Source organism: Bradyrhizobium sp. SRS-191, assembly GCF_024586915.1.
Taxonomy (GTDB): Bacteria; Pseudomonadota; Alphaproteobacteria; order Rhizobiales; family Xanthobacteraceae; genus Bradyrhizobium.
This window is the reverse complement of the sequence record NZ_JANBVS010000002.1, coordinates 471539-490824: the sequence shown is the minus strand read 5'-3', so window position 1 is coordinate 490824 and position 19286 is coordinate 471539. Positions and strand designations below refer to the sequence as shown.

At 65.9% G+C, this 19286-nt stretch carries 19 protein-coding genes; 4 read left to right on the top strand and 15 right to left on the bottom strand.

Annotated elements, in window-relative coordinates:
• Positions 1–22 precede the first annotated feature (22 nt).
• The gene (locus NLR35_RS06035) at positions 23–811 is read left to right on the top strand and encodes an IclR family transcriptional regulator (RefSeq protein WP_257165630.1); all 789 of its coding nucleotides are present in this window, start codon (positions 23–25) and stop codon (positions 809–811) included.
• A 105-nt stretch (positions 812–916) separates the two neighbouring features.
• Here the strand turns inward: NLR35_RS06035 and NLR35_RS06030 are convergent, their stop codons facing one another.
• From NLR35_RS06030 to NLR35_RS06020, 3 genes are all read right to left on the bottom strand, one after another.
• Entirely contained in the window at positions 917–1540 is a 624-nt protein-coding gene (locus tag NLR35_RS06030; protein WP_257165629.1) for a glutathione S-transferase family protein, read from the bottom strand.
• A gap of 119 nt (positions 1541–1659) precedes the next feature.
• The gene (locus NLR35_RS06025; protein ID WP_257165628.1) at positions 1660–3261 is read right to left on the bottom strand and encodes an FAD-binding protein; all 1602 of its coding nucleotides are present in this window, start codon (positions 3259–3261) and stop codon (positions 1660–1662) included.
• Position 3262: 1 nt separating this feature from the next.
• Positions 3263–4924: an acetolactate synthase large subunit gene (locus NLR35_RS06020; protein ID WP_257165627.1), complete on the bottom strand. Its 1662-nt coding sequence runs from the start codon at positions 4922–4924 to the stop codon at positions 3263–3265.
• A 152-nt stretch (positions 4925–5076) separates the two neighbouring features.
• Here NLR35_RS06020 and NLR35_RS06015 point away from each other — a divergent pair, with 152 nt between their 5' ends.
• On the top strand, positions 5077–6129 hold the full coding sequence (locus NLR35_RS06015) for a LysR family transcriptional regulator (protein WP_257165626.1): 1053 nt from the start codon (positions 5077–5079) through the stop codon (positions 6127–6129).
• 94 nt (positions 6130–6223) lie between these two features.
• Here NLR35_RS06015 and NLR35_RS06010 read toward each other — a convergent pair whose 3' ends face one another.
• The 12 genes from NLR35_RS06010 to rpoZ all read right to left on the bottom strand — a co-directional run bounded on the left by NLR35_RS06010 (position 6224) and on the right by rpoZ (position 17464).
• The gene (locus NLR35_RS06010) at positions 6224–6634 is read right to left on the bottom strand and encodes an ACT domain-containing protein (RefSeq protein WP_257165784.1); all 411 of its coding nucleotides are present in this window, start codon (positions 6632–6634) and stop codon (positions 6224–6226) included.
• Between the two features lie 7 nt (positions 6635–6641).
• Entirely contained in the window at positions 6642–7628 is a 987-nt protein-coding gene (locus tag NLR35_RS06005) for a glutathione S-transferase family protein (RefSeq protein WP_257165625.1), read from the bottom strand.
• 152 nt (positions 7629–7780) lie between these two features.
• On the bottom strand, positions 7781–8827 hold the full coding sequence (locus NLR35_RS06000; protein ID WP_257165624.1) for a DUF2278 family protein: 1047 nt from the start codon (positions 8825–8827) through the stop codon (positions 7781–7783).
• Positions 8828–8978: 151 nt separating this feature from the next.
• Complete coding sequence (gene recO / locus NLR35_RS05995; RefSeq protein WP_257165623.1) at positions 8979–9731, bottom strand: DNA repair protein RecO; 753 nt, start codon at positions 9729–9731, stop codon at positions 8979–8981.
• Positions 9732–9872: 141 nt separating this feature from the next.
• Positions 9873–10253 carry a hypothetical protein gene (locus NLR35_RS05990; protein ID WP_257165622.1) on the bottom strand — a complete coding sequence of 127 codons (381 nt, stop codon included), beginning with the start codon at positions 10251–10253 and terminating at the stop codon, positions 9873–9875.
• A gap of 2 nt (positions 10254–10255) precedes the next feature.
• Positions 10256–11182 carry a GTPase Era gene (gene era, locus NLR35_RS05985; protein WP_257165621.1) on the bottom strand — a complete coding sequence of 309 codons (927 nt, stop codon included), beginning with the start codon at positions 11180–11182 and terminating at the stop codon, positions 10256–10258.
• The gene (gene rnc / locus NLR35_RS05980; RefSeq protein ID WP_257165620.1) at positions 11172–12266 is read right to left on the bottom strand and encodes a ribonuclease III; all 1095 of its coding nucleotides are present in this window, start codon (positions 12264–12266) and stop codon (positions 11172–11174) included. Before rnc ends, era begins: the two co-directional genes overlap by 11 nt.
• The gene (gene lepB, locus NLR35_RS05975; RefSeq protein ID WP_257165619.1) at positions 12263–13024 is read right to left on the bottom strand and encodes a signal peptidase I; all 762 of its coding nucleotides are present in this window, start codon (positions 13022–13024) and stop codon (positions 12263–12265) included. Before lepB ends, rnc begins: the two co-directional genes overlap by 4 nt.
• Positions 13025–13323: 299 nt before the next feature.
• Entirely contained in the window at positions 13324–13743 is a 420-nt protein-coding gene (gene acpS / locus NLR35_RS05970) for a holo-ACP synthase (protein ID WP_257165618.1), read from the bottom strand.
• A gap of 12 nt (positions 13744–13755) precedes the next feature.
• A complete protein-coding gene (locus NLR35_RS05965; protein WP_006612730.1) occupies positions 13756–14517 on the bottom strand; it encodes a pyridoxine 5'-phosphate synthase in 762 nt (253 codons plus the stop codon).
• Between the two features lie 82 nt (positions 14518–14599).
• Positions 14600–16906, bottom strand: a complete 2307-nt coding sequence (locus NLR35_RS05960) for a bifunctional (p)ppGpp synthetase/guanosine-3',5'-bis(diphosphate) 3'-pyrophosphohydrolase (protein ID WP_257165617.1) — start codon at positions 16904–16906, stop codon at positions 14600–14602.
• Positions 16907–17071: 165 nt separating this feature from the next.
• Positions 17072–17464: a DNA-directed RNA polymerase subunit omega gene (gene rpoZ / locus NLR35_RS05955; protein ID WP_006612728.1), complete on the bottom strand. Its 393-nt coding sequence runs from the start codon at positions 17462–17464 to the stop codon at positions 17072–17074.
• A gap of 361 nt (positions 17465–17825) precedes the next feature.
• Here rpoZ and NLR35_RS05950 point away from each other — a divergent pair, with 361 nt between their 5' ends.
• On the top strand, positions 17826–18482 hold the full coding sequence (locus NLR35_RS05950) for an NYN domain-containing protein (RefSeq protein WP_257165616.1): 657 nt from the start codon (positions 17826–17828) through the stop codon (positions 18480–18482).
• Positions 18463–19167, top strand: a complete 705-nt coding sequence (locus NLR35_RS05945; protein ID WP_257165615.1) for a uracil-DNA glycosylase — start codon at positions 18463–18465, stop codon at positions 19165–19167. The genes NLR35_RS05950 and NLR35_RS05945 overlap by 20 nt, the downstream gene beginning before the upstream one ends.
• Positions 19168–19286: the final 119 nt, after the last annotated feature.

Sequence of the window (19286 nt, the reverse complement as noted above, 5' to 3'; positions counted from 1 at the left end):
GGACCAGGGGACACATCACGGCATGGGACGAGAGAGCCGCGGCATCCAGTCGATCGAGGTCGGCGGCGCGTTGCTGCAGGCCCTGGCGCGCAGCGGCGAGCCGATGATGCTGCGCGACCTCGCGCGCGAGGCCGGGCTGCCGCCGGCCAAGGCGCATCCCTATCTCGTCAGCTTCTCGCGCATCGGCCTGATCGAGCAGGACGCGACCACCGGCCGCTACGAGATCGGCCCGCTGGCGCTCGAGCTCGGCCTGATCAGCCTGCGGCGGCTGTCGGCTGTGCGGATCGCGACGCCGAAGATCGCGGCGCTCGCCGGCGCGATCGACCACGCGGTGTCGCTCGCGGTGTGGGGCACCAATGGCCCGACGGTGGTGCGGCTGGAGGAGCCGAGCCATGCCGTGCACATCGTGATGCGCGTCGGCTCGATCATGGCGATCCTGGAGACCGCGACGGGGCGCGCCTTCGCCGCGTTCCTGCCGCCGAAGACAATCAAGGCCGCGCTCGACGCCGGGCTCGATCGTCTCGGCGTCGGCTACAATCCGAAGCGCGCGCCGAAGAGTCCCAAGGTCACGGAGATGCTGGCCGAGGTGCGCGCGCAGGGCCTGGCCCGCGCCGTCGGCGATCCCCTGCCCGGCGTCAATGCCTTCGCAGCACCCGTGTTCGATCACGCAGGCCATGTCGCGCTGGTCATCACCGCGATGGGACCCGCCGGCACCTTCGATGCCGGCTGGCAATCGCCGCTCGCCAACCGGCTGCGCGCCTGCGCGGCCGAGATCTCCAAGCAGCTCGGCCACGGCACGGTGCAGCCGTAAAGCCCAGATTATGATGCGCTTCTACGGAAGCGCATCATAATCTTATCTCTTTGTTTGAGCATGATCTTTTCGGAAAACCGGTTTCCACTTTTTCCGGATCATGCTCTACGCGGCGGCCGACTGCTGCTCCGGCCACGGCTCGGCCCAGGCCGGTAGCCGCATCAGGCCGTCGAGCCAGCGCACGATGTTCGGAAACGACTCTAGCGGCATCTCCGCCTCCCGCCAGTCGGTGGCCATCGAAGCGGCCGCGAAGTCTGCGATCGTCAGTCGATCGCACGCGATGTGGCTGTGCGAGCGCAGATGGGCATCGAGCACGGACGCGTAGGTCTTCAGCGGCGGGACCTTGTCGACCAGCGCGGCGCGGTTCGGCGTCCCGAGGCTGAAGTTCTTGCGCACGATGTGCTCGAAATAGAACGGTGCGACGGCCGGGTTCCAATGGCTGTCGGTCCAGGCCAGCCAGCGCAGCACCTCGACCTGCTCCCGCGGATCGCGCGCCGGCCACATATCGCAGCTCTCACGGATGCACAGATGCGCCATGATCGCGGTGGACTCCCACAGCACGGTGTCGCCGTCGACCAGCACCGGCGCCTTCATGTTGGGATTGAGCGCGGCGAACTCAGGGGTCTTCAGGCCACGCGTGATGTCGATGAACTCGGCGGGCACGCCGAGATGCTTGACCAGCGCCAGCACGCGGCGCGGGGCCTGGGCCTTGATCCAGTAGATCTTCATCAGGGGGTCTCCATGGCTGATGCCTTGAAGACGAACGCGCGGGGAGCGGATCGACAGCCGCGCGCGGGAAAATTTGCAGCGGTTCCGCGAATGTCCCGTCGCTTTCGCTGCCTTGGAGATCACATCGCTTTTACCGCCGCCCGTGCGGTCAGGATGCAGCCTGGCAGGAACGTGCCTTCCAGCGAGCGCTTGCCGGAGGCGCCGCCGCCGCCGAAGCCGGCGGCTTCGCCGACGGCGTAGAGGCCGCTGATCGGCGTGCCCGCGGCATCCAGCACCCGGCTCTGCAGATCGGTCTTGAGACCGCCGAGGCTCTTGCGGGTGATGAGCTGCATGTGGATGGCGATGTAAGGCCCTGCCCCGCTCATCTGCAGCGGCGCCGGTTTGCAGGTGCGGAGCTTGTCCGGTCCCCACTGCCGCGCGTGCAGGATGCGGCGGATCTGATCATCATTGTGGAGCTTGTCTCCGTTTGCGAAGTTGGCATCGAAGGCATCGGCCGTCGCTTGCAGCACCTCGGGCTTGACGTCGTCAGTGCCTGTGAGCGCGTTCATTTTTGCCGCGAGGCCGGCCAGCGTCTCCTCGACGAGGAAATGCCGGCTCTCGCGCTGCATCTGCCTCACCAGGCGATGATTGCCGAGCAGCGTCTCCTTGAGGAACATCGGCATCTGCCGCTCGCGGATGCGGGGGTTGTGCTCGGCGCCGGAGATGGCAAACTCCTTGGCAGCGATGCGCCAGTTCAGAAGATGCCACGTATACGGCTTCTCCTGCGCGGCGACGCGCTGGCAGAGATCGTGGGTGTCGAACCCTGTGACCAGCGGCTGCGGCCCGATGCGCTCGCCGCGATGGTTGAGCCACAGCGCTGATTTGCACGGCACCAGCGACAAGCCATGGCCCTCGAAATGCGGAAATGGATGCGGGATACCCGCGGCGTAGTTCCACATCTCGCCCGCGTGGGTGATCTCGGCCCCGAGCGTCTCGGCCGCATGATGATGCAGCTTGCCGTCGGCGAACGGATGCGCGCCGTTGAGCATGGATGCGGGGAGCGGCCGTCCCTTCACCCAGTTCGCGCGGGCTTCCGCGTGGCTGCCATTGATGCCGCCCATCGCGAGCACCGTCAGCGGCGCGGCGATACGGACATCGGCGCTGGTCTCCTCATTGACGGCCACCACGCCCGACACGGCGCCGCCTGCGCGATCCAGGCTGACGACGCGATGACGGTGCAGCACCGTCAGCCGGCCGCCGCTGTCAGCCGCGCGCATCGCGCCGATCATCACCCGCGTGAGCCGCTGCGAGGTACCCCAGACGATGTGATAGCGCGGCAGAGCATTGCCGTCGCCATCGAGGCCGCGCTCGACCCAGTTCACCGCGGGCATGAAGGTCACGCCATGCGACGAGAGCCAGTCGTAGACCTCGCTGCGCGAATGCTCGACGTAGTAGCGCGCCCATTGCAGCGGCCAGTGCTCGCTTGCGTCGAGCTCACCGAACCTGATCCAGTCGCGCAGCGCGATCTCCGGTGTATCCGGAATTCTCATGCGCGCCTGCAACGGCGTGCCGACCAGCGCCATGCCGCCGAACGCCCACAGCGCCAAGCCGCCGAAGCGTTCCGGCGTGTCGCGATCGACGATCACGACCGACTTGCCGGCGCGCAGCGCCTCGAGCGCGGTGACGATGCCGGCGAGGCCGCCGCCGGCGATGACGACATCGGATTGCAGCATCGCGCTCATCTCAGGGCGCCAGCTTGCGCTTGAGCATGCGCGCCATCGGCAGCGGCATGCGATCGAGCGACCCCAGGAGATGCGGCAGCAGCTTCAGCTTGAGGCCGCTCAGCGCCGGCGGCACCATCGCCTCGATCAGATGCGGCCCCGGCCGTTCCAGCGCGCCCTTCAGCGCGCAGGTGAATTCGTCCGGCGTGCTGACGCGGGTCGCGCGCACGCCCATGCCGTCGGCGATCTGCGCGAGCTTCAGCACCGGACCATGCAGGTCGAGCTGGGCCTTCGCCTTCGGCCCGATCTCCTCGGCGCCGACGCGCTCCAGTTCGACATTCAGGACCGAATAGGACGCGTTGTTGAAGATGATGGCGGTGACGTTGAGCCGCTCGCGTGCGATCGTCCACAGCGACTGGATCGTGTACATCGAGCTGCCGTCGCCGATCAGCGCAATGACGGGCCGGTCCGGACAGGCGATCGCGGCGCCGATTGCATTCGGCAGCCCCTGCCCGATGGCTCCGCCGGTCAAGGTGATCAGGTCATGCCGCGGCGAGCCGGCGGTGAACTTCGGCAGCATCAGGCCCGAGCTGATCGCCTCGTCGACGATGATGGCGTTCTCCGGCAGCAGATGACCGACGGCCTTGCAGACCTTCTCCGCGGTGAGCTTCTTGCCGCGCGGGCGTCCAGGCCGGGAGGGTTTTGACAACACCGGCGTGGCGCTGTCGGCGTCCAGCATGGCCGCAAGCTTGACCAGACTGCCCGGTGCGCATTGCGCGGGCGTCGACAAGGTCAGCACCTTGCAGCCGTCATGCGGCAGGTAGCTCCGCTTGCCGGGATAGGCGAAGAATGACACCGGGGCCTTGGCGTCGACCAGGATCAGCGTGTCGATCTCCTTGAGCTGGAGCTGCGCCATCTCGGCGAGATAGGCGATGCGCTCCACCTGCGGCAGCCCGGCGCCGCGCTGCATGCGGGTTGGAAACGTCTCGGCGAACACCTGCACGCCGCAGGTCGCGGCAATGCGCGCGGCAGGCAGCAGCGACTCTTCATGCAGCGCCGTTCCACCGAGCAGGATGGCGCTGCGGCCGCCCGCTTTGATCGCGTCGGCGACCGCCTGCACGGTCGCATCGTCGGCGACCGCGGGCGGCTCGACCACCGGCGCCGGCTCGGGAACGCCGCCTTCGCCCCAGGACACGTCCGCGGGCAGGATCAAGGTCGCGACCTGGCCCGGCCAGGAGCACGCCGCCTTCACCGCCGCCACGGCGTCGCGGCAGAGCTCGGAGGTGACCTGCGAGGTCCAGACGAAATTCGGCGAGACGTTGCGCGCGACGGTCTCGATGTCGGACTGCAGCTGCGCGTCATAGGGAACGTGATAGGTGGCGTGATCGCCGACGATGTTGACGACCGGAACCTTGCCTTTGCGCGCATTGTGCAGGTTGGCGAGGCCGTTGCCGAGGCCGCAGCCGAGATGCAGCAGCGTCGCCGCGGGCATGCCGGTCATGCGGGCGTAGCCATCCGCCGCCCCTGTCGCGACGCCTTCGAACAGGCACAGCACCGCGCGCATCTCCGGCACCGAATCCAGCGCCGCGACGAAATGCATCTCAGAGGTGCCGGGATTGGTGAAGCAGACCCGAATGCCGGAATTGACGAGGGTCCGTATCAGAGCTTGTGCGCCATTGGGCATGAAAAGCCTCTTATAGGGCGACGCCTTGTCTCGAGAGCGGGCTGATCGGCTTCGCTCCGGCGTTCCCCGCAATTTGTTTCTGCCATTGTGGGATTGACCGGCTCAGAAATCCAATGAATTGTTATGGCGGGATCAATGAGCTGGGATCATCGATGCACACGCCCACCCTGCGGCAGTTGCAGCAGCTGGTCTACCTGGCGGAGGAGCGGCATTTCGCCCGGGCCGCCAAGCGCGCGCACGTCACGCAGTCCGCGCTGAGCCGCAGCTTGCAGACCCTGGAGGACGGCGCGGGGATGCGGCTGTTCGACCGCAGCTCGCGCTCGGTCGAGATCACCGCGGTCGGCGAGCGGCTGGTGGCACGGGCGCGCGCGCTGCTGTCGGGCGCCGACGATCTCGACCGCGAGATGCGGCTGCTGCGCTCGGGAGACGCCGGCCAGGTGGCGGTGGGCGTCGGCGCGTTCACCGGCCTGACGCTGCTGCCGGACCCGATCGCGCAGCTGTATTCGGACCATCCGTCGGTGCGCATCACGGTGGTGCAGGACAATTGGCGCGCCCTCATGGACGTGCTGCAACAAGGCAAGCTCGATTTCTTCCTGGCGCACACCACCGAGATCCGCGCCGATGACAGCCTGGAGATCGAGCCGCTCGGAAGCCTGCCCGGACATTTCTACTGCCGGCCAAGCCATCCCTTGGCCGGCCGGCGAGAACTCTCGGCCCGCGATCTCGCCGGCCAGCACTTCGCTTCCGTCGCGCTGCCGCCGGAATTCAGCCGCCGGCTGGATGAGCTGATCGCTTCGCCGGCGGGGCGCGGCTTCGACGTCGCGCTGGAATCCGAGAATGCCGGCCTGCTGGTGCAGATGGCGCTACGCTCGGACGTCATTCTCGTCGCTGGAGATGCGGTTCTCACCCAGGAGCTCGCCTCCGGCCAGTTGGTCCGGCTCAACATCGCCGAACTGAGAGAGCCCCGCGCGTCAGACCTGCTGCTGGCGCAGTTCGGGATTCTGCGCCTGAAGGGGCGGACCCTGTCGCCCGCGGCGATGATGCTGATGGATCTGGTGCGCGCGCAGGCTGCGCGAACGCTGACCGGACCACGCCGGCCGCCCGCTCCTCGCAATGCGCGCAACGCGCGCCGATCAGGGCCTGCCCCGCGCAAGAAGCCGAGCGCAGCCCGGCGCAACCCGTCGCGTCATCACACGAAAGCATGATCCGGAGAAGTGCGCAGCGGTTCTCCGAAAAGATCATGCCTGAGCTCATCGCGCTTTAGAGGGAAGACCTGACTCCATCGCCGGCGTTGCGCGGTCAGTCGCCGCCCGCACCGCGAGACATCTCCCGCAAAAGCCGGATCGCCTGCTCTCCCTGCCCTTCCGGTACGAACAAATGATCGTGGTGAAAGGCCGAGACCGCATTGACGCTGATGCCGGCGGCCGCCAGCGCCGTGGTCACGGCAGCGAGGAAGCCGACCGCGTCGAGCGCGGAATGCACCGAGAGCGTGATCAGGCGGGCGGCGAACTGATGGATCAGCCCGGCCTGCTCGGCCTCTTCACGCCGGACGATCAGCGTGATGCCTTCACGCTCGCGAAACAGCATCAGCGGCGTCAGCGCGAGGGGAGGCTCGTCGGCGGGAGCGAGGCTGCAAAACACGAAGACCCCGTCCTGCAACTCGGGACTCATCCTGCGCAGCAACGCGTCGAGGTTGCGCTCCGCTGCCATGGCGCAGTCAGGACTTCGCCAGGCGTTCACGACCATGCGGCGCGGCAAAGTCCAGCAGCGGACCGACCGGGACGATGCCAGTCGGGTTGATGGTGAGGTGGCTCTCGTAGTAGTGCCCCTTGATGTGCTGGAAATTCACCGTCGCGGCGATCCCGGGCCACTGATAGAGGTCACGCGTGTAGGCCGCGAGATACGGATAATCGGCGATGCGGCGGATGTTGCACTTGAAGTGGCCGACATAGACGGCATCGAAGCGGATCAGCGTCGTGAACAGCCGGATATCGGCCTCGGTCATGGCGTCACCAAGCAGGAATCGGCGCGTCGCCAGCCGCTCCTCGAGCCAATCCAGCGTCGCGAACAGCGGCGCGATCGCCTCCTCATAGGCGGCTTGCGTGGTGGCGAAGCCGCATTTGTAGACGCCGTTGTTGAGCGTGTCGTAGATGCGCGCATTGACCGCGTCGATCTCGGCGCGCAAGGCTTCCGGATAGTAGTCGCCGGGCCTGGCTCCGACACCGTCGAAGGCCGAATTCAGCATCCGGATGATCTCGGAGGACTCATTGTTCACGATTGTCCGCTGCGCCTTGTCCCACAGCACCGGCACGGTGACGCGGCCGGAATGATGCGGATCGGCCGCAGTGTAGACCTGGTGCAGGACCTCGGCATGATTGATCTCATCGGCGACGACGCCCGGCCCCCCGGCAAAGGTCCATCCCTGCTCCCGCATCAGCCAGTGCACGACGGATACCGAGATCATCCCTTCGAGCCCCTTCAGCGCGCGCATGATCAGGGTGCGGTGGGCCCAGGGACAGGCGAGGCTGACATAGAGATGATAGCGCCCGGCCTCCGCCTTGAAGCCGCCGCTGCCGGTCGGCCCTGGACTGCCATCCGATGTCACGAAGCTGCGGAATGCCGAGTCCTTGCGGATGAAGCGGCCGCCGGACGCTGCCGTGTCGTACCAGACGTCATGCCATTGGCCGTCGACCAGAAGTCCCATTCCGCTCTCCCCGGCATCGGCGCCGCGCTGGAAGCCGCACTGAGCTCCCTCGCGGATCGGCGAACTGCATCAGAGGAGTACACGCCGGCCAGCCTGGGCGCCAGTGCGCCGACCCGTGTCCTGTCAGCAGGACACGGGTGGCGAGACGCGGCTCAGGACTGGAACGGAATGGTGCGGCCCGGCTGGGCGGCTTGCTCTCGCGTATAGGACACGCCGTGTACCTTGACGCCCGCCGCGTTCAACAGCGTGATGATGCCGCCCTTGTTGGACAGGGCCACCGGCGCGACGATCGGAACCACCATGGTCGCGCCCCGCGCGATCGTGCCGGTCAGCCGCATCGCGTTCTTCTGCTTGTCCTTGATCTGCCAGCCGTCGAGATCGATATCGACATCGGCGGTGTTGAGCAGCGTCACCGTCTCGTGCTCCGGCGTGCGCACATCGTTGACATAGGCCGCGATGATGCGCACCAGCCCGTCGGGCACGTCGAGCGGCGGAATGTGGTCGCGGTCGGGCGGCGTATGCGGCGCTTCCGGATGATCGGGATCAACAGGCAGAATGACCCCGCCGCTGGCATCGTCGGAATGCCAGGCCTGGGTCTGGAATTTCAGGAAGATCGCGACCCATTGCTGCTGATCGGGAAACTCGAAGATCAGCCCGCCATCCTGCCATGGCCCGTTGTCCCCGGCGAATTTGCCGGGCGGATTGCCCTGGTTGAAGTGGATGTCATGGATGCCGCGGCCGGGCTTGAAACCGAAATAACGATCGGCCTTGTCCTCCGGGCCCCATGCGATGCCGAAGGCGTAGATGAACGCATTCTCGTCCGACATCGCGCGCTGCACGTAAGAGTCGATCTTCTCGTTGAGATCGTTGTCCGGACCGGCCGCCGACAGCGGCAGCGGCTTCAGCTCCCAGGGCTGCATCAGGTTGCCGCGGATGAAGTCGAGCGCCACGCCGCCGGGCTTGCTCGGCAGCGGATGCAGCCCTTCCGAAAAATCCTTCAGGCCGTCGACGATCGGGTGCTCGAAACGCGAGCGGACCAGGAATTCGACTTCGCTGCCGTCCTGAGAACGGACGTTGATCGCGATGCGATAAAGCTCGCCATCAGCTGACACCTGCACCTGATAGTGCGGGCTGCTCCCCGTCGCGAGACGGTTGCCGATGGGCCTTCCCTTCAAAAGCGAATAGTCCTTCAAAGGCATGGTCGCCTCCCCGTGTGCCCGTGGGCGGTTGCGATCACGGCGCGTGGACGCCGGCCGGGATGTCTGTCCCGGCGCTCCAGATTACAACCACTCTCCAGACGAGACTGTGAAAGACATCACGCGTGCTGCGTGCTTTCCGCGATGCGGCGGCTCACTCGGCCGGACGTGCCAGGCGGGCCCGGGCGCGCGTCATCGCGTTGATGAAGCCCTCGCGCGCATCGGAGTGGCTCTGCCCGCGCGGCTCCAGGACGTGGCGCAGCAGGAACAGGCCGGTCAGGCGGAAACCGTCGAGGAGATCCTGGTCGGACCAGCCATGGTCCTCGTCGCTCTCGCGCAGGAATTGCGGCAACGGCAACAGCCGGTCGGCCCAGGGCGCACCGGCGGCGCGTGACACCGCGCCACCGGATTTCGGCGAGACATAGATCAGATCGGTGGTCTCGCCTGTCGCGGCACAGGATTCGAGATCAAGGCCGAAACCGAGTTCGGTGAGGATTGCGAGCTCGAAGCGCACGATATGGGCGGCGGCGACGCCGGCGTCGGCGAAATCATCGAGCGCATGTTCGAGCCTGAAATACATGTCGTCGTGCGGATCGCGTTCGGGCAACAGCCGCGCCAGCGACGCCAGATGCGTGACCCCGTAAGCCCCATGCGAGGCCGACATCAAATCGGCCGCGCGCAACGTCAGCCCGTCAATCGCATACATGCCGAGATGCTCGTCGAGCCGCGCCCGCCAGATCGCACGCACCGTATTGCCCGGCTGCAACACCGGCCGCATCCGCTTGCCACTGGCCCCGCGGACGAGGCCGAGATGCCGGCCATGCTCGCGCGTCAGCAGCTCGACCACGGCGGAGGATTCGCCGTGACGCCGGATGCCGAGCACGATGCCGTCATCGGTCCATTCCATCGGCAGACGGTCTCCATGGCTCGCGCAACAGCAACCGAACGTAGGGTGGGCAAAGCGCAGCGTGCCCACCGTCAGCAGCAACGCGAATGTCGCGGTGGGCACGCTGCGCTTCGCCCACCCTAAGCGCCTACCCGCCAACCATCACGCGTCGAACCAGCCGCGCGCGTCGCCGGTGAATGAGTAGTACAGACCGATCGTGGTCAGCGCGCAGGAGATGACCTCGATGCCGGCGTCGAGCGTCATGCCCTTCTGGCTGATGACCTCGATCAGCCCGATGTCGGACAGGACCAGCGCGCCGAGCAGCACCCAGCGCGGCCAGTTCTTGCGCCGCTGCGCCGCCAGATAGACGAAATAGAACAGCAGCAGGATCATGACCCCGCTGAAGATCGTCTGCTGCGCGATCATGGATTCGGTCATCTCGAAGGTCGGCGTGCGGTCCGAGACGGCAACCGACAGCGCATCCAGCATCAAGGAGATGTAGAGCAGCACTTCGAACCACAACACGTTGCGCGGCACGCTCATCGTCATTCCCTGGGGAACTCGAGCCCCATTTCCCGGTAGCGGTCGGGATCGTCGCCCCAGTTCTCACGCACCTTCACGAACAGGAACAGGTGCACCGGAACGCCGGTGATCTCGGCGATTTCCTTGCGCGACTGGGCGCCGATCGACTTGATCGTCGCGCCACCCTTGCCGAGCACGATCTTGCGCTGGCTGTCGCGCTCCACGAAAATCGTCTGCTCGATCCGGATCGAACCGTCCTTGCGCTCGGTCCAGCTATCGGTCTCGACCGTGGACTGGTACGGCAGCTCCTGATGCAGATGCGAGTAGATCTTCTCGCGGGTGATCTCGGCCGCGAGGTGACGCATCGGCGCGTCGGACATCTGGTCTTCGGGATAGTGGAAGGGGCCCGGCGGCACCATCTCGGCCAGCGCACGCCTGAGATCGTCGACGCCGTCGCCGGAGATGGCCGAGATCATGAAGGTGCGCGCGAAGGACAGCTTCTCGTTGGCGGCCGCGACCAGCGCCAGCAGCTTTTCGCGCGGCACCAGGTCGACCTTGTTGACGACCAGGATCTTCTCGTGAGCGACCGAAGCCGCCTTGTCGATGATCGCCTGCGCCTCGTCGTCGATGCCCTTCTTGGCGTCGAGCAGCACGCAGACGAGATCGGCGTCATGCGCGCCGCTCCAGGCGGTCGTGACCATCGCGCGGTCGAGCCTTCGCTTCGGCGAGAAGATGCCGGGCGTGTCGACCAGGATGATCTGCGATTGGCCTTCGATCACGATGCCGCGGATCAGGGCGCGCGTCGTCTGCACCTTGCGCGAGACGATGGTGACCTTGGAGCCGACCAGCGCATTGACGAGGGTCGACTTGCCGACATTGGGCGCGCCGATCAGCGCGACGAAACCGCAGCGGGTCGCGGCCGCCTGCCCGGCCTGTTGTTCAGCCGTCATTGCTGCCGCCGCTGACGCCTTCGCGTTCGATCATGACCGATGCTGCCACCTTCTCTGCCGCGCGCTTGGAGCCGCCGACACCTTCGGCCGGCTCCAGGCCGGGCAGATCGACTGCGACGCGGAATTGCGGATCGTGATGCGGACCGGTGCGCTCGACCTCGCGATAGACAGGCGTCGGCAGGCCCTTGCCCTGCGCCCATTCCTGCAACACGGTTTTGGGATCGCGCAGCGGACGCCGCGGCTTGTGCATGCGCTCGGTCCAGTTGCGCTCGACGAAGCCTGCGGCGGCGGTGTAGCCGCCATCGAGGAAGATCGCGCCGATCACCGCTTCGCAGACATCGCCCAGCACCGATTTGCGCAGCCGCGCGCCGGCACCGGCGCCGACCGCGCCGAGCTTGATGTCGTCGAGCAGGCCGAGTGACTTGGCGACGTCGGCGCAGCTCTCCTTGCGCACGAGGTCGGCCAGGCGCTTCGACAATTCGCCCTCGTCGGCACTCGGAAACGACCGATACAGCATGTCGGAGACGATCAGGCCGAGCACGTGGTCGCCGAGGAATTCGAGGCGCTGATAGCTGTCGCCGCGCTTCTTGGAGGATTTCAGTGCCGAGACATGGGTGAAGGCGGTGCTGAGCAGCGACGGATCGGCAAAGCGATGGCCGATGCGGGCCTCGATGGCGGCATTGGCCGCCTTCTCAGCGGCCTTGGCGCTCTTCGTGACGCCGCTGCCGGCGCTCTTGGTGCGACGGCTGCCCTTGGCCTTGCCCGGCTTCTCATGGGAATCGGCGCCGGCGTCGGGCGCGGCGATCTCCGGTCCCTGCTCCACGACCGTCCCGCTGGCGTCGACACCGCTCGGCTTGGGGTCCGGCTTCGCCTCGATCTTGATGTCGATCTTGGCTTCGAGCTTGGCGTCTGCTTTGGCTTCGGGCTTGGTCTCGGTCTTAATCTCGGGCTTGGACTCCGCCTTCACCTCGGCAGGCTTCGGGCGCGACGCCGCCTTCGGCGCGGCTTCGAGGGCGCTCGCACCGGCTTGCGGGCTCGCCGCGGCGGCCTGCGTGGTCCGGATATCGTGTGAGTCGTCGATCATCGCACGATTTTGAACAGACGTTCCCAACGGATGGACATCGGCCAGCGCCAAAACGCCCAGGCATGCTCGTTCTCTCGAATCGAGAAGAAGATCATCTGAGCGCGGCCGATGATGTTTTCGAACGGCACGTAGCCGACCGCCGTCTGCACCCGGCTGTCAGTCGAGTTGTCCCGGTTGTCGCCCATCATGAAGAAGTTGCCGGGCGGCACGGTGTACACGTCCGTATTATCGTAAGGCCCGTGGTCGAAGCAATCCAAGCTCTCGTAGCTGACGCCGTTCGGCAGCGTCTCCTTCCAGCGCTTCACGCGGGCGATCGAGTCGGCCGTGCCGCAGGGGTCCTCGCCGACGAAGTCGGACAGCCGTTCGCGCTGGACCGGCGTGTCGTTGATGTAAAGCAGGCCGTCACGCATCTGGATGCGGTCGCCCGGCAGGCCGATCACGCGCTTGATGTAGTCGATCTCGGTGTCCTTCGGCAGCCGGAACACCACGATGTCGCCGCGCCGCGGCTCCGAGCCGAAGATGCGCCCCGAGAAGATGTTGGGCGACTGCGGGATCGAGAAATGGCTGTAGCCGTACGAATATTTCGAGACGAACAGATAGTCGCCGACCAGCAGCGTCGCCTTCATCGAGCCCGAGGGGATGTTGAAGGGCTGGAACAGGAAGGTGCGGATCACCAGCGCGATCAGGAGGGCATGAACGACGACACGAACGGTTTCACCGAGGCCGCTCTCAGTCTTGGTTCCGGAGGTCACGCTCATCGCTCTTTCACTGTCCCTTGGCGAAGTCTCTGGCGAATGGTCCGAGGATTCGCCAGCCGTTGCATAACACCCCTCCGTCCGCGAACAACGTACTGTTCCGCGGTTTAAAGGAGTCTGTCCTGATTCTGGTGGTTAAGGCCAACTCCGGTTTGACCCAGAATCCGCCCGGTGATGCCGGCTCGTTCGCTTTCGGCTTTTAGACGACTGCGCGGAGCGGCGCAATCAAGGGCCGCATCAAAACTGCATAACCCTCTGGAATTGATTGTTTTTTTGTTTTAGCGCCCGATGGCGAACGGGGGTCAGGCCGGCTCGCTTCGCACCGCCGAGATGATGACGAAGGCCTGAGCGAGCGGCCAGTCGTCGGTGATCGACAGGTCGATCCGGGCCTCGTGCCCCTCGGGGACCAGCGCCTTCAGCCTTTCGGCGGCACCTCCCGTGAGTTGCATCGTGGGCCGGCCACCCGGCAGATTGACCACCCCCATGTCACGCCACCAGACGCCCTGCCGGATGCCCGTTCCCAGCGCCTTGGAGCAGGCCTCCTTGGCGGCGAAACGCTTGGCGTAGGTGGCGATCACCATCTTCTCGTTCTTGGCGCGCCGCTCGGCCTTGGCGCGCTCGGCCGGAGTGAAGATCCGGTTCAGGAAGCGCTCGCCATGGCGCTCGATCACCTCGCCGACGCGGCGGATGTCGATCAGGTCGGAGCCGATGCCGATGATCATGCCGGCGTGCTCCTACACGCCGGCCCGGGCGCGGCCCCGATCCATCGCCGCGCGCATGCTCCGCACCGTCTCGGCAAGGCCCACGAACAGCGCCTCGCCCATCATGAAGTAGCCGATGTTGAGCTCGCGAATTTCCGGCAAGGTCGCGATCTGCTCGGCGGTCGCATAATCGAGACCGTGGCCGGCATGGACCTCGAGCCCGGCAGCATAGGCCTGCCGGGCGCCGGCCACGATGCGCTGCCACTCGGCTTCCGCCTTGTCGTGATGGCCGTCGGTGATGGCGTCGCACCAGCCGCCGGTATGGATCTCGATGACAGGCGCGCGCAGCCGCGCCGCCATCTCGATCTGCGCCGGATCGGCGGCGATGAACAGCGAGACCCGGATGCCGGCCTCGCTGAGCCTCGCGATCGCAGGCGCCAGCGCGTTGTGCTGACCGACGACGTCGAGGCCGCCTTCGGTGGTCAATTCCTCGCGCCGCTCCGGCACCAGGCAGCAGGCATGCGGCCGCGTCGCGAGCGCGATGCGTACCATCTCCTCGGTGGCCGCCATCTCGAAGTTCAGCGGCTTGGAGATCTCGGCCTTCAGTCTGGCCATGTCGTCATCGCGGATGTGCCGGCGATCCTCGCGCAGATGCGCGGTGATGCCGTCCGCGCCGGCCTCGATCGCCAACAGCGCCGCCCGCACCGGATCCGGCAAGCGGCCGCCCCTCGCATTCCGCAAGGTGGCGATGTGGTCGACATTGACGCCGAGGCGCAGCTTCGGGGGATGGGACATCGGCGGGGCTCGCAGAGTTCTCGAAACGGAGATTGCTGGTTTAACGCATCGCCGGGGGAAACGCTGCCGTCAAACCCGCAGATTAGCCATTCACCCGGTCGACCCGCGCCACGATGGTCTTGGCGCGCAGCTGGTTGATGATCGCCGAGAGATGCTTGAGGTCGTAGACCTCGAGATCGATCGTCAGCTCGGTGAAATCAGGCGAGCGCCGGCTCATGCTGATGTTGTCGATGTTGCCGTCATGCTCGGCGATGACGGTCGCGACCTGGGCGAGGCTGCCGGGCTCGTTGACGTTCTCGACGCGGATGCGCGCGGGAAAGCGCTGCGGCGTGGTCTCGTCGACGTCCCAGCGCACGTCGAGCCAGCGCTCCGGCTCCTCCTCGAAATCCTTCAGCGCCGGCGACTGGATCGGGTAGATCGTGATCCCCTCGCCCGGCGTGACGATGCCGACGATGCGGTCGCCCGGCACCGCACCGCCATTGGGCGCGAACTTCACCGGCAGACCGGAATTGAGACCGCTGATCGGAATCGCGAACGGGCCGCGGTGCGGCTCGGCGGCCGGCGACGTTGCCGCCTTCGCCGCGCCCGCCGGCGCAGCCATCTTCTTCGCACCGTAGCGCACGACGCGCTCTTCCTTGTAGTCCGGATACATCGCGCGAGCGACGTCGGAGGCCTTGATCTCGCCGCGGCCGACCGCGGCCATCACGTCCTCGATCGAGGCGCGGGCCAGACGCGGCAACGCGCCCTTCAGCTTGTCGTCGGCATATTCGAGCTTGGTGCGCTCGAACAGACGTTCGACGATGCGCCGGCCGAGCCCGGCATATTGATCGCGCACGGCGGTGCGGGTGGCCCGGCGAATCGCGGCCCGCGCCTTGCCGGTGATCGCGAGCGTCTCCCAGGCCGACGGCGGCGCCGACTGCGCGTCCGAGGTCAGCACCTCGACCTCGTCGCCGTTCTGCAGCTCCGAGGAGAGCGCCGCGAACTTGCCGTTGATCTTGCAGCCCACCGCGCTGTTGCCGACGTCGGTGTGCACGGCATAGGCGAAGTCGATCACATTTGCGTGGCGGGGCAGCGCGATCAGCTTTCCCTTCGGCGTGAAGCAGAACACCTGATCGTGAAACAGCTCGAGCTTGGTGTGTTCGAGAAATTCCTCCGGATTGGCGCTCTCCGAGAGGATGCCGATGGTGTGACGCAGCCAGGCGAATGCGTTCGATTCGCGCTTCAAGAGCTCCGTGGGCGAGCCGATGTCGTCCTTGTAGAAGGCGTGGGCGGCGATGCCGAGCTCGGCGATCTGGTCCATGTCCTCGGTGCGGATCTGCAGTTCGACGCGCTGCTTGCCGGGGCCGATCACAGTTGTGTGTATCGAGCGGTAGTCGTTCTGCTTGGGCGTCGAGATGTAGTCCTTGAAGCGACCCGGCACGACCGGCCAGGTCGTATGCACGATGCCGAGCGCCCGGTAGCAGGATTCGAGATCGGGCATGATCACCCGGAAGCCGAAGATATCGGATAGCTGCTCGAAGCCGATGGATTTGCGCTCCATCTTGGTCCAGATCGAGAACGGCCGCTTGCGGCGGCCGAACACGCGCGCCGTCAGGCCGTGATCGCGAAACTTGCGCGCCAGCTGGCTCTCGATCTCGCCGATCAGGTTGCGATTGCGATCCGCCAGCGCATCGAGCCGCTGCATGACCACGCTGTAGGCCTGCGGATCAAGGGTGCGGAACGAGAGATCCTCGAGCTCCTCGCGCATCTCCTGCATGCCCATGCGCCCGGCAAGGGGCGCATAGATGTCGAGCGTCTCCTCGGCGATGCGGCGGCGCGAGGCCTCCGGCACGAATTCGAGCGTGCGCATGTTATGCAACCGATCGGCGAGCTTGACCAGCAGCACACGGACATCATCGGCAATCGCCAGCAACAGCTTGCGCAGGTTCTCCGCCTGCTTGGCCTCGCGCGAGACGAGCTCGAGGCGCTTCAGCTTGGTGAGCCCCTCGACGAGCGCACCGATCTCCGGCCCGAAGAAGCGGTCGATCTCGGCGCGAGTCGCCTCGGTGTCCTCGATCGTGTCGTGCAGCAGCGCCGCGACGATGGTCGCATCATCCAGCTTCAGGTCGGTCAAAATGGCCGCGACCTCGAGCGGATGGGTGAAATACGGATCGCCGGAGGCGCGGGTCTGCGAGCCGTGCGCCTTCATCGCGTACACATACGCGCGGTTGAGGAGGTCCTCGTTAGTATCCGGATTGTAGGAGCGGACCCGCTCGACGAGGTCATACTGGCGCATCATGCGCGAGCGCGGCTTCTGCGGGCGCGGCCGTTCAGCCGGCGGCGGAGGCGCCACCGCGGCCTGATCGGCCGCTGCCTGCATCTGCTGAGGAGTGTGGCCCGGAACCACCATGGAAAATGACTAAACCTTTATCTTTGGGACCGAATCCACCGGCCGCAGGCGACCGCCGCAACGCTATGGTAATCACGAAACGGCGCTCAAATGCAAAGGCCCGGACGGTGTCCGGGCCTTCACATTCTCACAAGTTAATCCGGGACGAAGCGGACGGTGATACGATCACTCGTCCTCTTCCGGCTGCTCCTCCGGCGGAGCGAGGCCCTCGAGGCCCTTCAGCAGTTCTTCCTCGGTCATGCGCTCGACCGCGACCTCGGTGTCGTCGGCATCGACGCTGGCACCGGCCGAGCCGATCAGCGGCACCGTGTCCGGCTCCGGCTCGTCGACCTCGACGAACTTCTGCAGCGAATGCACCAGTTCTTCCTTCAGGTCCTCGGGAGAGATGGTCGAATCCGCAATCTCCCGGAGTGCCACAACGGGATTCTTGTCATTATCTCTGTCAATTGTAAGTTGTGATCCCGACGAGATCATGCGCGCGCGATGCGCGGCCAGGAGGACCAGGTCGAACCGGTTGTCGACCTTATCGATACAATCTTCCACAGTGACGCGCGCCATTGTCGCTCCGGTCCTTTGTGTGCTTAATATGCTGATTATGCTCGGCTAGTTATAGAGACTGACCGGCTTTCGCAAGGCCAAACTGGTGTCAGGCCTTGGTAAGGGGCAAGGAGTACCGGGTCGGCAACCTTGGCTGGCGATGCCCAAAGGATCCGCAGAATTCGGGCCTTGGACAAGAAAACGCTTCATTACGTCGTCACAAGTGCGCCTTTGTTGCCCCGATCACTCCTATTTGCGGTATCGTCACACCAGATCAACCGCGCAAGCCTTGGCTGTATCCTTGGCAGTATCTTGAAATGGAATGCGCGACCGGCCTCGAGTCGCGCCAAGAAACAGAAGCTAACTTAACGCGAGACACTGAATGTCATCTTCGACCAACAAAATTGCGCTCTTCATTGACGGCGCCAACCTATACGCGACAGCCAAGACTCTCGGCTTCGACATCGACTACAAGCGCCTGCTCAAGGAATTTCAGAGCCGCGGCACGCTGCTGCGTGCGTTCTACTACACGGCGATCATCGAGGATCAGGAGTACTCGTCGATTCGCCCCCTGATCGACTGGCTCGACTACAACGGCTACACCGTCGTCACCAAGGCGACCAAGGAATTCATCGACGCCAGCGGCCGCCGCAAGGTCAAGGGCAACATGGATATCGAGCTCGCCGTCGACGCCATGGAGCTCGCCGAGCACATCGACCAGATGGTGCTGTTCTCCGGCGACGGCGACTTCCGCTCGCTGGTCGAAGCGATGCAGCGCCGCGGCGTTCGCGTCACCGTGATCTCGACGATCTCGAGCCAGCCGCCGATGATCGCCGATGAGCTGCGCCGCCAGGCCGACGTCTTCACCGACCTGGTCGAGCTGCAGTCGAAGCTCGGCCGCGATCCGTCCGAACGCCCTGCCCCGCGCGAGCCGCGGCACCATTCGCCGCAATTCCTGCAGCGCTCGACCGCGCCGGCCGCTCGGACTCCCACGCCCACCACCACGTCCACGTCGCCCGATGACGACTTCGAGGACTAGAACGGTCGCGCGCGGCGCCCGGAAGACCGATTCGGCCTCACCTCCCTCAGCAGCGCATCCGACCGATCCCGATCGCGACTGTCCGCTGTGTCCTCGTCTGGTTGATTTCCGCAACACGCAGCGGGCGCGCGAACCATCATGGTTCAACGCGCCCGTTCCGTCATTCGGGGATCAGAACGCGCGCCTCCTGATCGTCGGCCTGGCGCCGGGACTGCAGGGCGCCAATCGCACCGGCCGCCCCTTCACCGGCGATTACGCCGGCGAGTTGCTCTATGGGACGCTGCTGCATTACGGCTTTGCCAAGGGGCGCTTCGAGGCGCGCCCGGACGACGGGTTGACCCTGGTCGACTGCCGCATCAGCAATGCGGTGCGTTGCGTGCCGCCGCAGAACAAGCCGCTGCCGGCCGAGATCAACCAGTGCCGCAGCTTCCTCGGCGCCAGCATCGCCGCGATGCCCCGCCTGCGCAGCATCGTCGCGCTCGGCCGCATCTCGCATGACACGATGCTGAAGCTGCTCGGCCTGCGCGCCGTCGCCGCCCCGTTCGCCCATGGCGCCGTGCATCAGGCCGGCGGCATCAGGCTGTACGACAGCTATCACTGCTCGCGCTACAACACGAACACCGGCGTGCTCACCACCGAGATGTTCCACGCGGTGTTCGCGCGCGTGAAGGCGGAGCTGGATTAGGTCGCGCTTCGCCGCGACCGTTGAATTCACCGCGGCGCTCTGGCGAAAAAACCGGTGGCCATGAATGCGCCCTCTCCCCTTGCGGGAGAGGGCATCTCCGGCCCATCTGCGCACGCGGT

What these genes read in the sequence shown, in the direction of transcription:
- NLR35_RS06005 (WP_257165625.1), bottom strand. Translation starts at nt 7,628, where the DNA reads ATGGGACTTCTGGTCGACGGCCAATGGCATGACGTCTGGTACGACACG.
- NLR35_RS05950 (WP_257165616.1), top strand. Translation starts at nt 17,826, where the DNA reads ATGTCATCTTCGACCAACAAAATTGCGCTCTTCATTGACGGCGCCAAC.
- NLR35_RS06010 (WP_257165784.1), bottom strand. Translation starts at nt 6,634, where the DNA reads ATGGCAGCGGAGCGCAACCTCGACGCGTTGCTGCGCAGGATGAGTCCC.
- NLR35_RS05945 (WP_257165615.1), top strand. Translation starts at nt 18,463, where the DNA reads ATGACGACTTCGAGGACTAGAACGGTCGCGCGCGGCGCCCGGAAGACC.
- NLR35_RS06020 (WP_257165627.1), bottom strand. Translation starts at nt 4,924, where the DNA reads ATGCCCAATGGCGCACAAGCTCTGATACGGACCCTCGTCAATTCCGGC.
- lepB (WP_257165619.1), bottom strand. Translation starts at nt 13,024, where the DNA reads ATGAGCGTGACCTCCGGAACCAAGACTGAGAGCGGCCTCGGTGAAACC.
- NLR35_RS05990 (WP_257165622.1), bottom strand. Translation starts at nt 10,253, where the DNA reads ATGAGCGTGCCGCGCAACGTGTTGTGGTTCGAAGTGCTGCTCTACATC.
- NLR35_RS06000 (WP_257165624.1), bottom strand. Translation starts at nt 8,827, where the DNA reads ATGCCTTTGAAGGACTATTCGCTTTTGAAGGGAAGGCCCATCGGCAAC.
- acpS (WP_257165618.1), bottom strand. Translation starts at nt 13,743, where the DNA reads ATGATCATCGGCATCGGCTCCGACCTGATCGACATCCGCCGCGTCGGC.
- NLR35_RS06015 (WP_257165626.1), top strand. Translation starts at nt 5,077, where the DNA reads ATGCACACGCCCACCCTGCGGCAGTTGCAGCAGCTGGTCTACCTGGCG.
- recO (WP_257165623.1), bottom strand. Translation starts at nt 9,731, where the DNA reads ATGGAATGGACCGATGACGGCATCGTGCTCGGCATCCGGCGTCACGGC.
- rnc (WP_257165620.1), bottom strand. Translation starts at nt 12,266, where the DNA reads ATGATCGACGACTCACACGATATCCGGACCACGCAGGCCGCCGCGGCG.
- NLR35_RS06035 (WP_257165630.1), top strand. Translation starts at nt 23, where the DNA reads ATGGGACGAGAGAGCCGCGGCATCCAGTCGATCGAGGTCGGCGGCGCG.
- NLR35_RS05960 (WP_257165617.1), bottom strand. Translation starts at nt 16,906, where the DNA reads ATGGTGGTTCCGGGCCACACTCCTCAGCAGATGCAGGCAGCGGCCGAT.
- NLR35_RS06030 (WP_257165629.1), bottom strand. Translation starts at nt 1,540, where the DNA reads ATGAAGATCTACTGGATCAAGGCCCAGGCCCCGCGCCGCGTGCTGGCG.
- NLR35_RS05965 (WP_006612730.1), bottom strand. Translation starts at nt 14,517, where the DNA reads ATGTCCCATCCCCCGAAGCTGCGCCTCGGCGTCAATGTCGACCACATC.
- NLR35_RS06025 (WP_257165628.1), bottom strand. Translation starts at nt 3,261, where the DNA reads ATGAGCGCGATGCTGCAATCCGATGTCGTCATCGCCGGCGGCGGCCTC.
- era (WP_257165621.1), bottom strand. Translation starts at nt 11,182, where the DNA reads ATGACGGCTGAACAACAGGCCGGGCAGGCGGCCGCGACCCGCTGCGGT.
- rpoZ (WP_006612728.1), bottom strand. Translation starts at nt 17,464, where the DNA reads ATGGCGCGCGTCACTGTGGAAGATTGTATCGATAAGGTCGACAACCGG.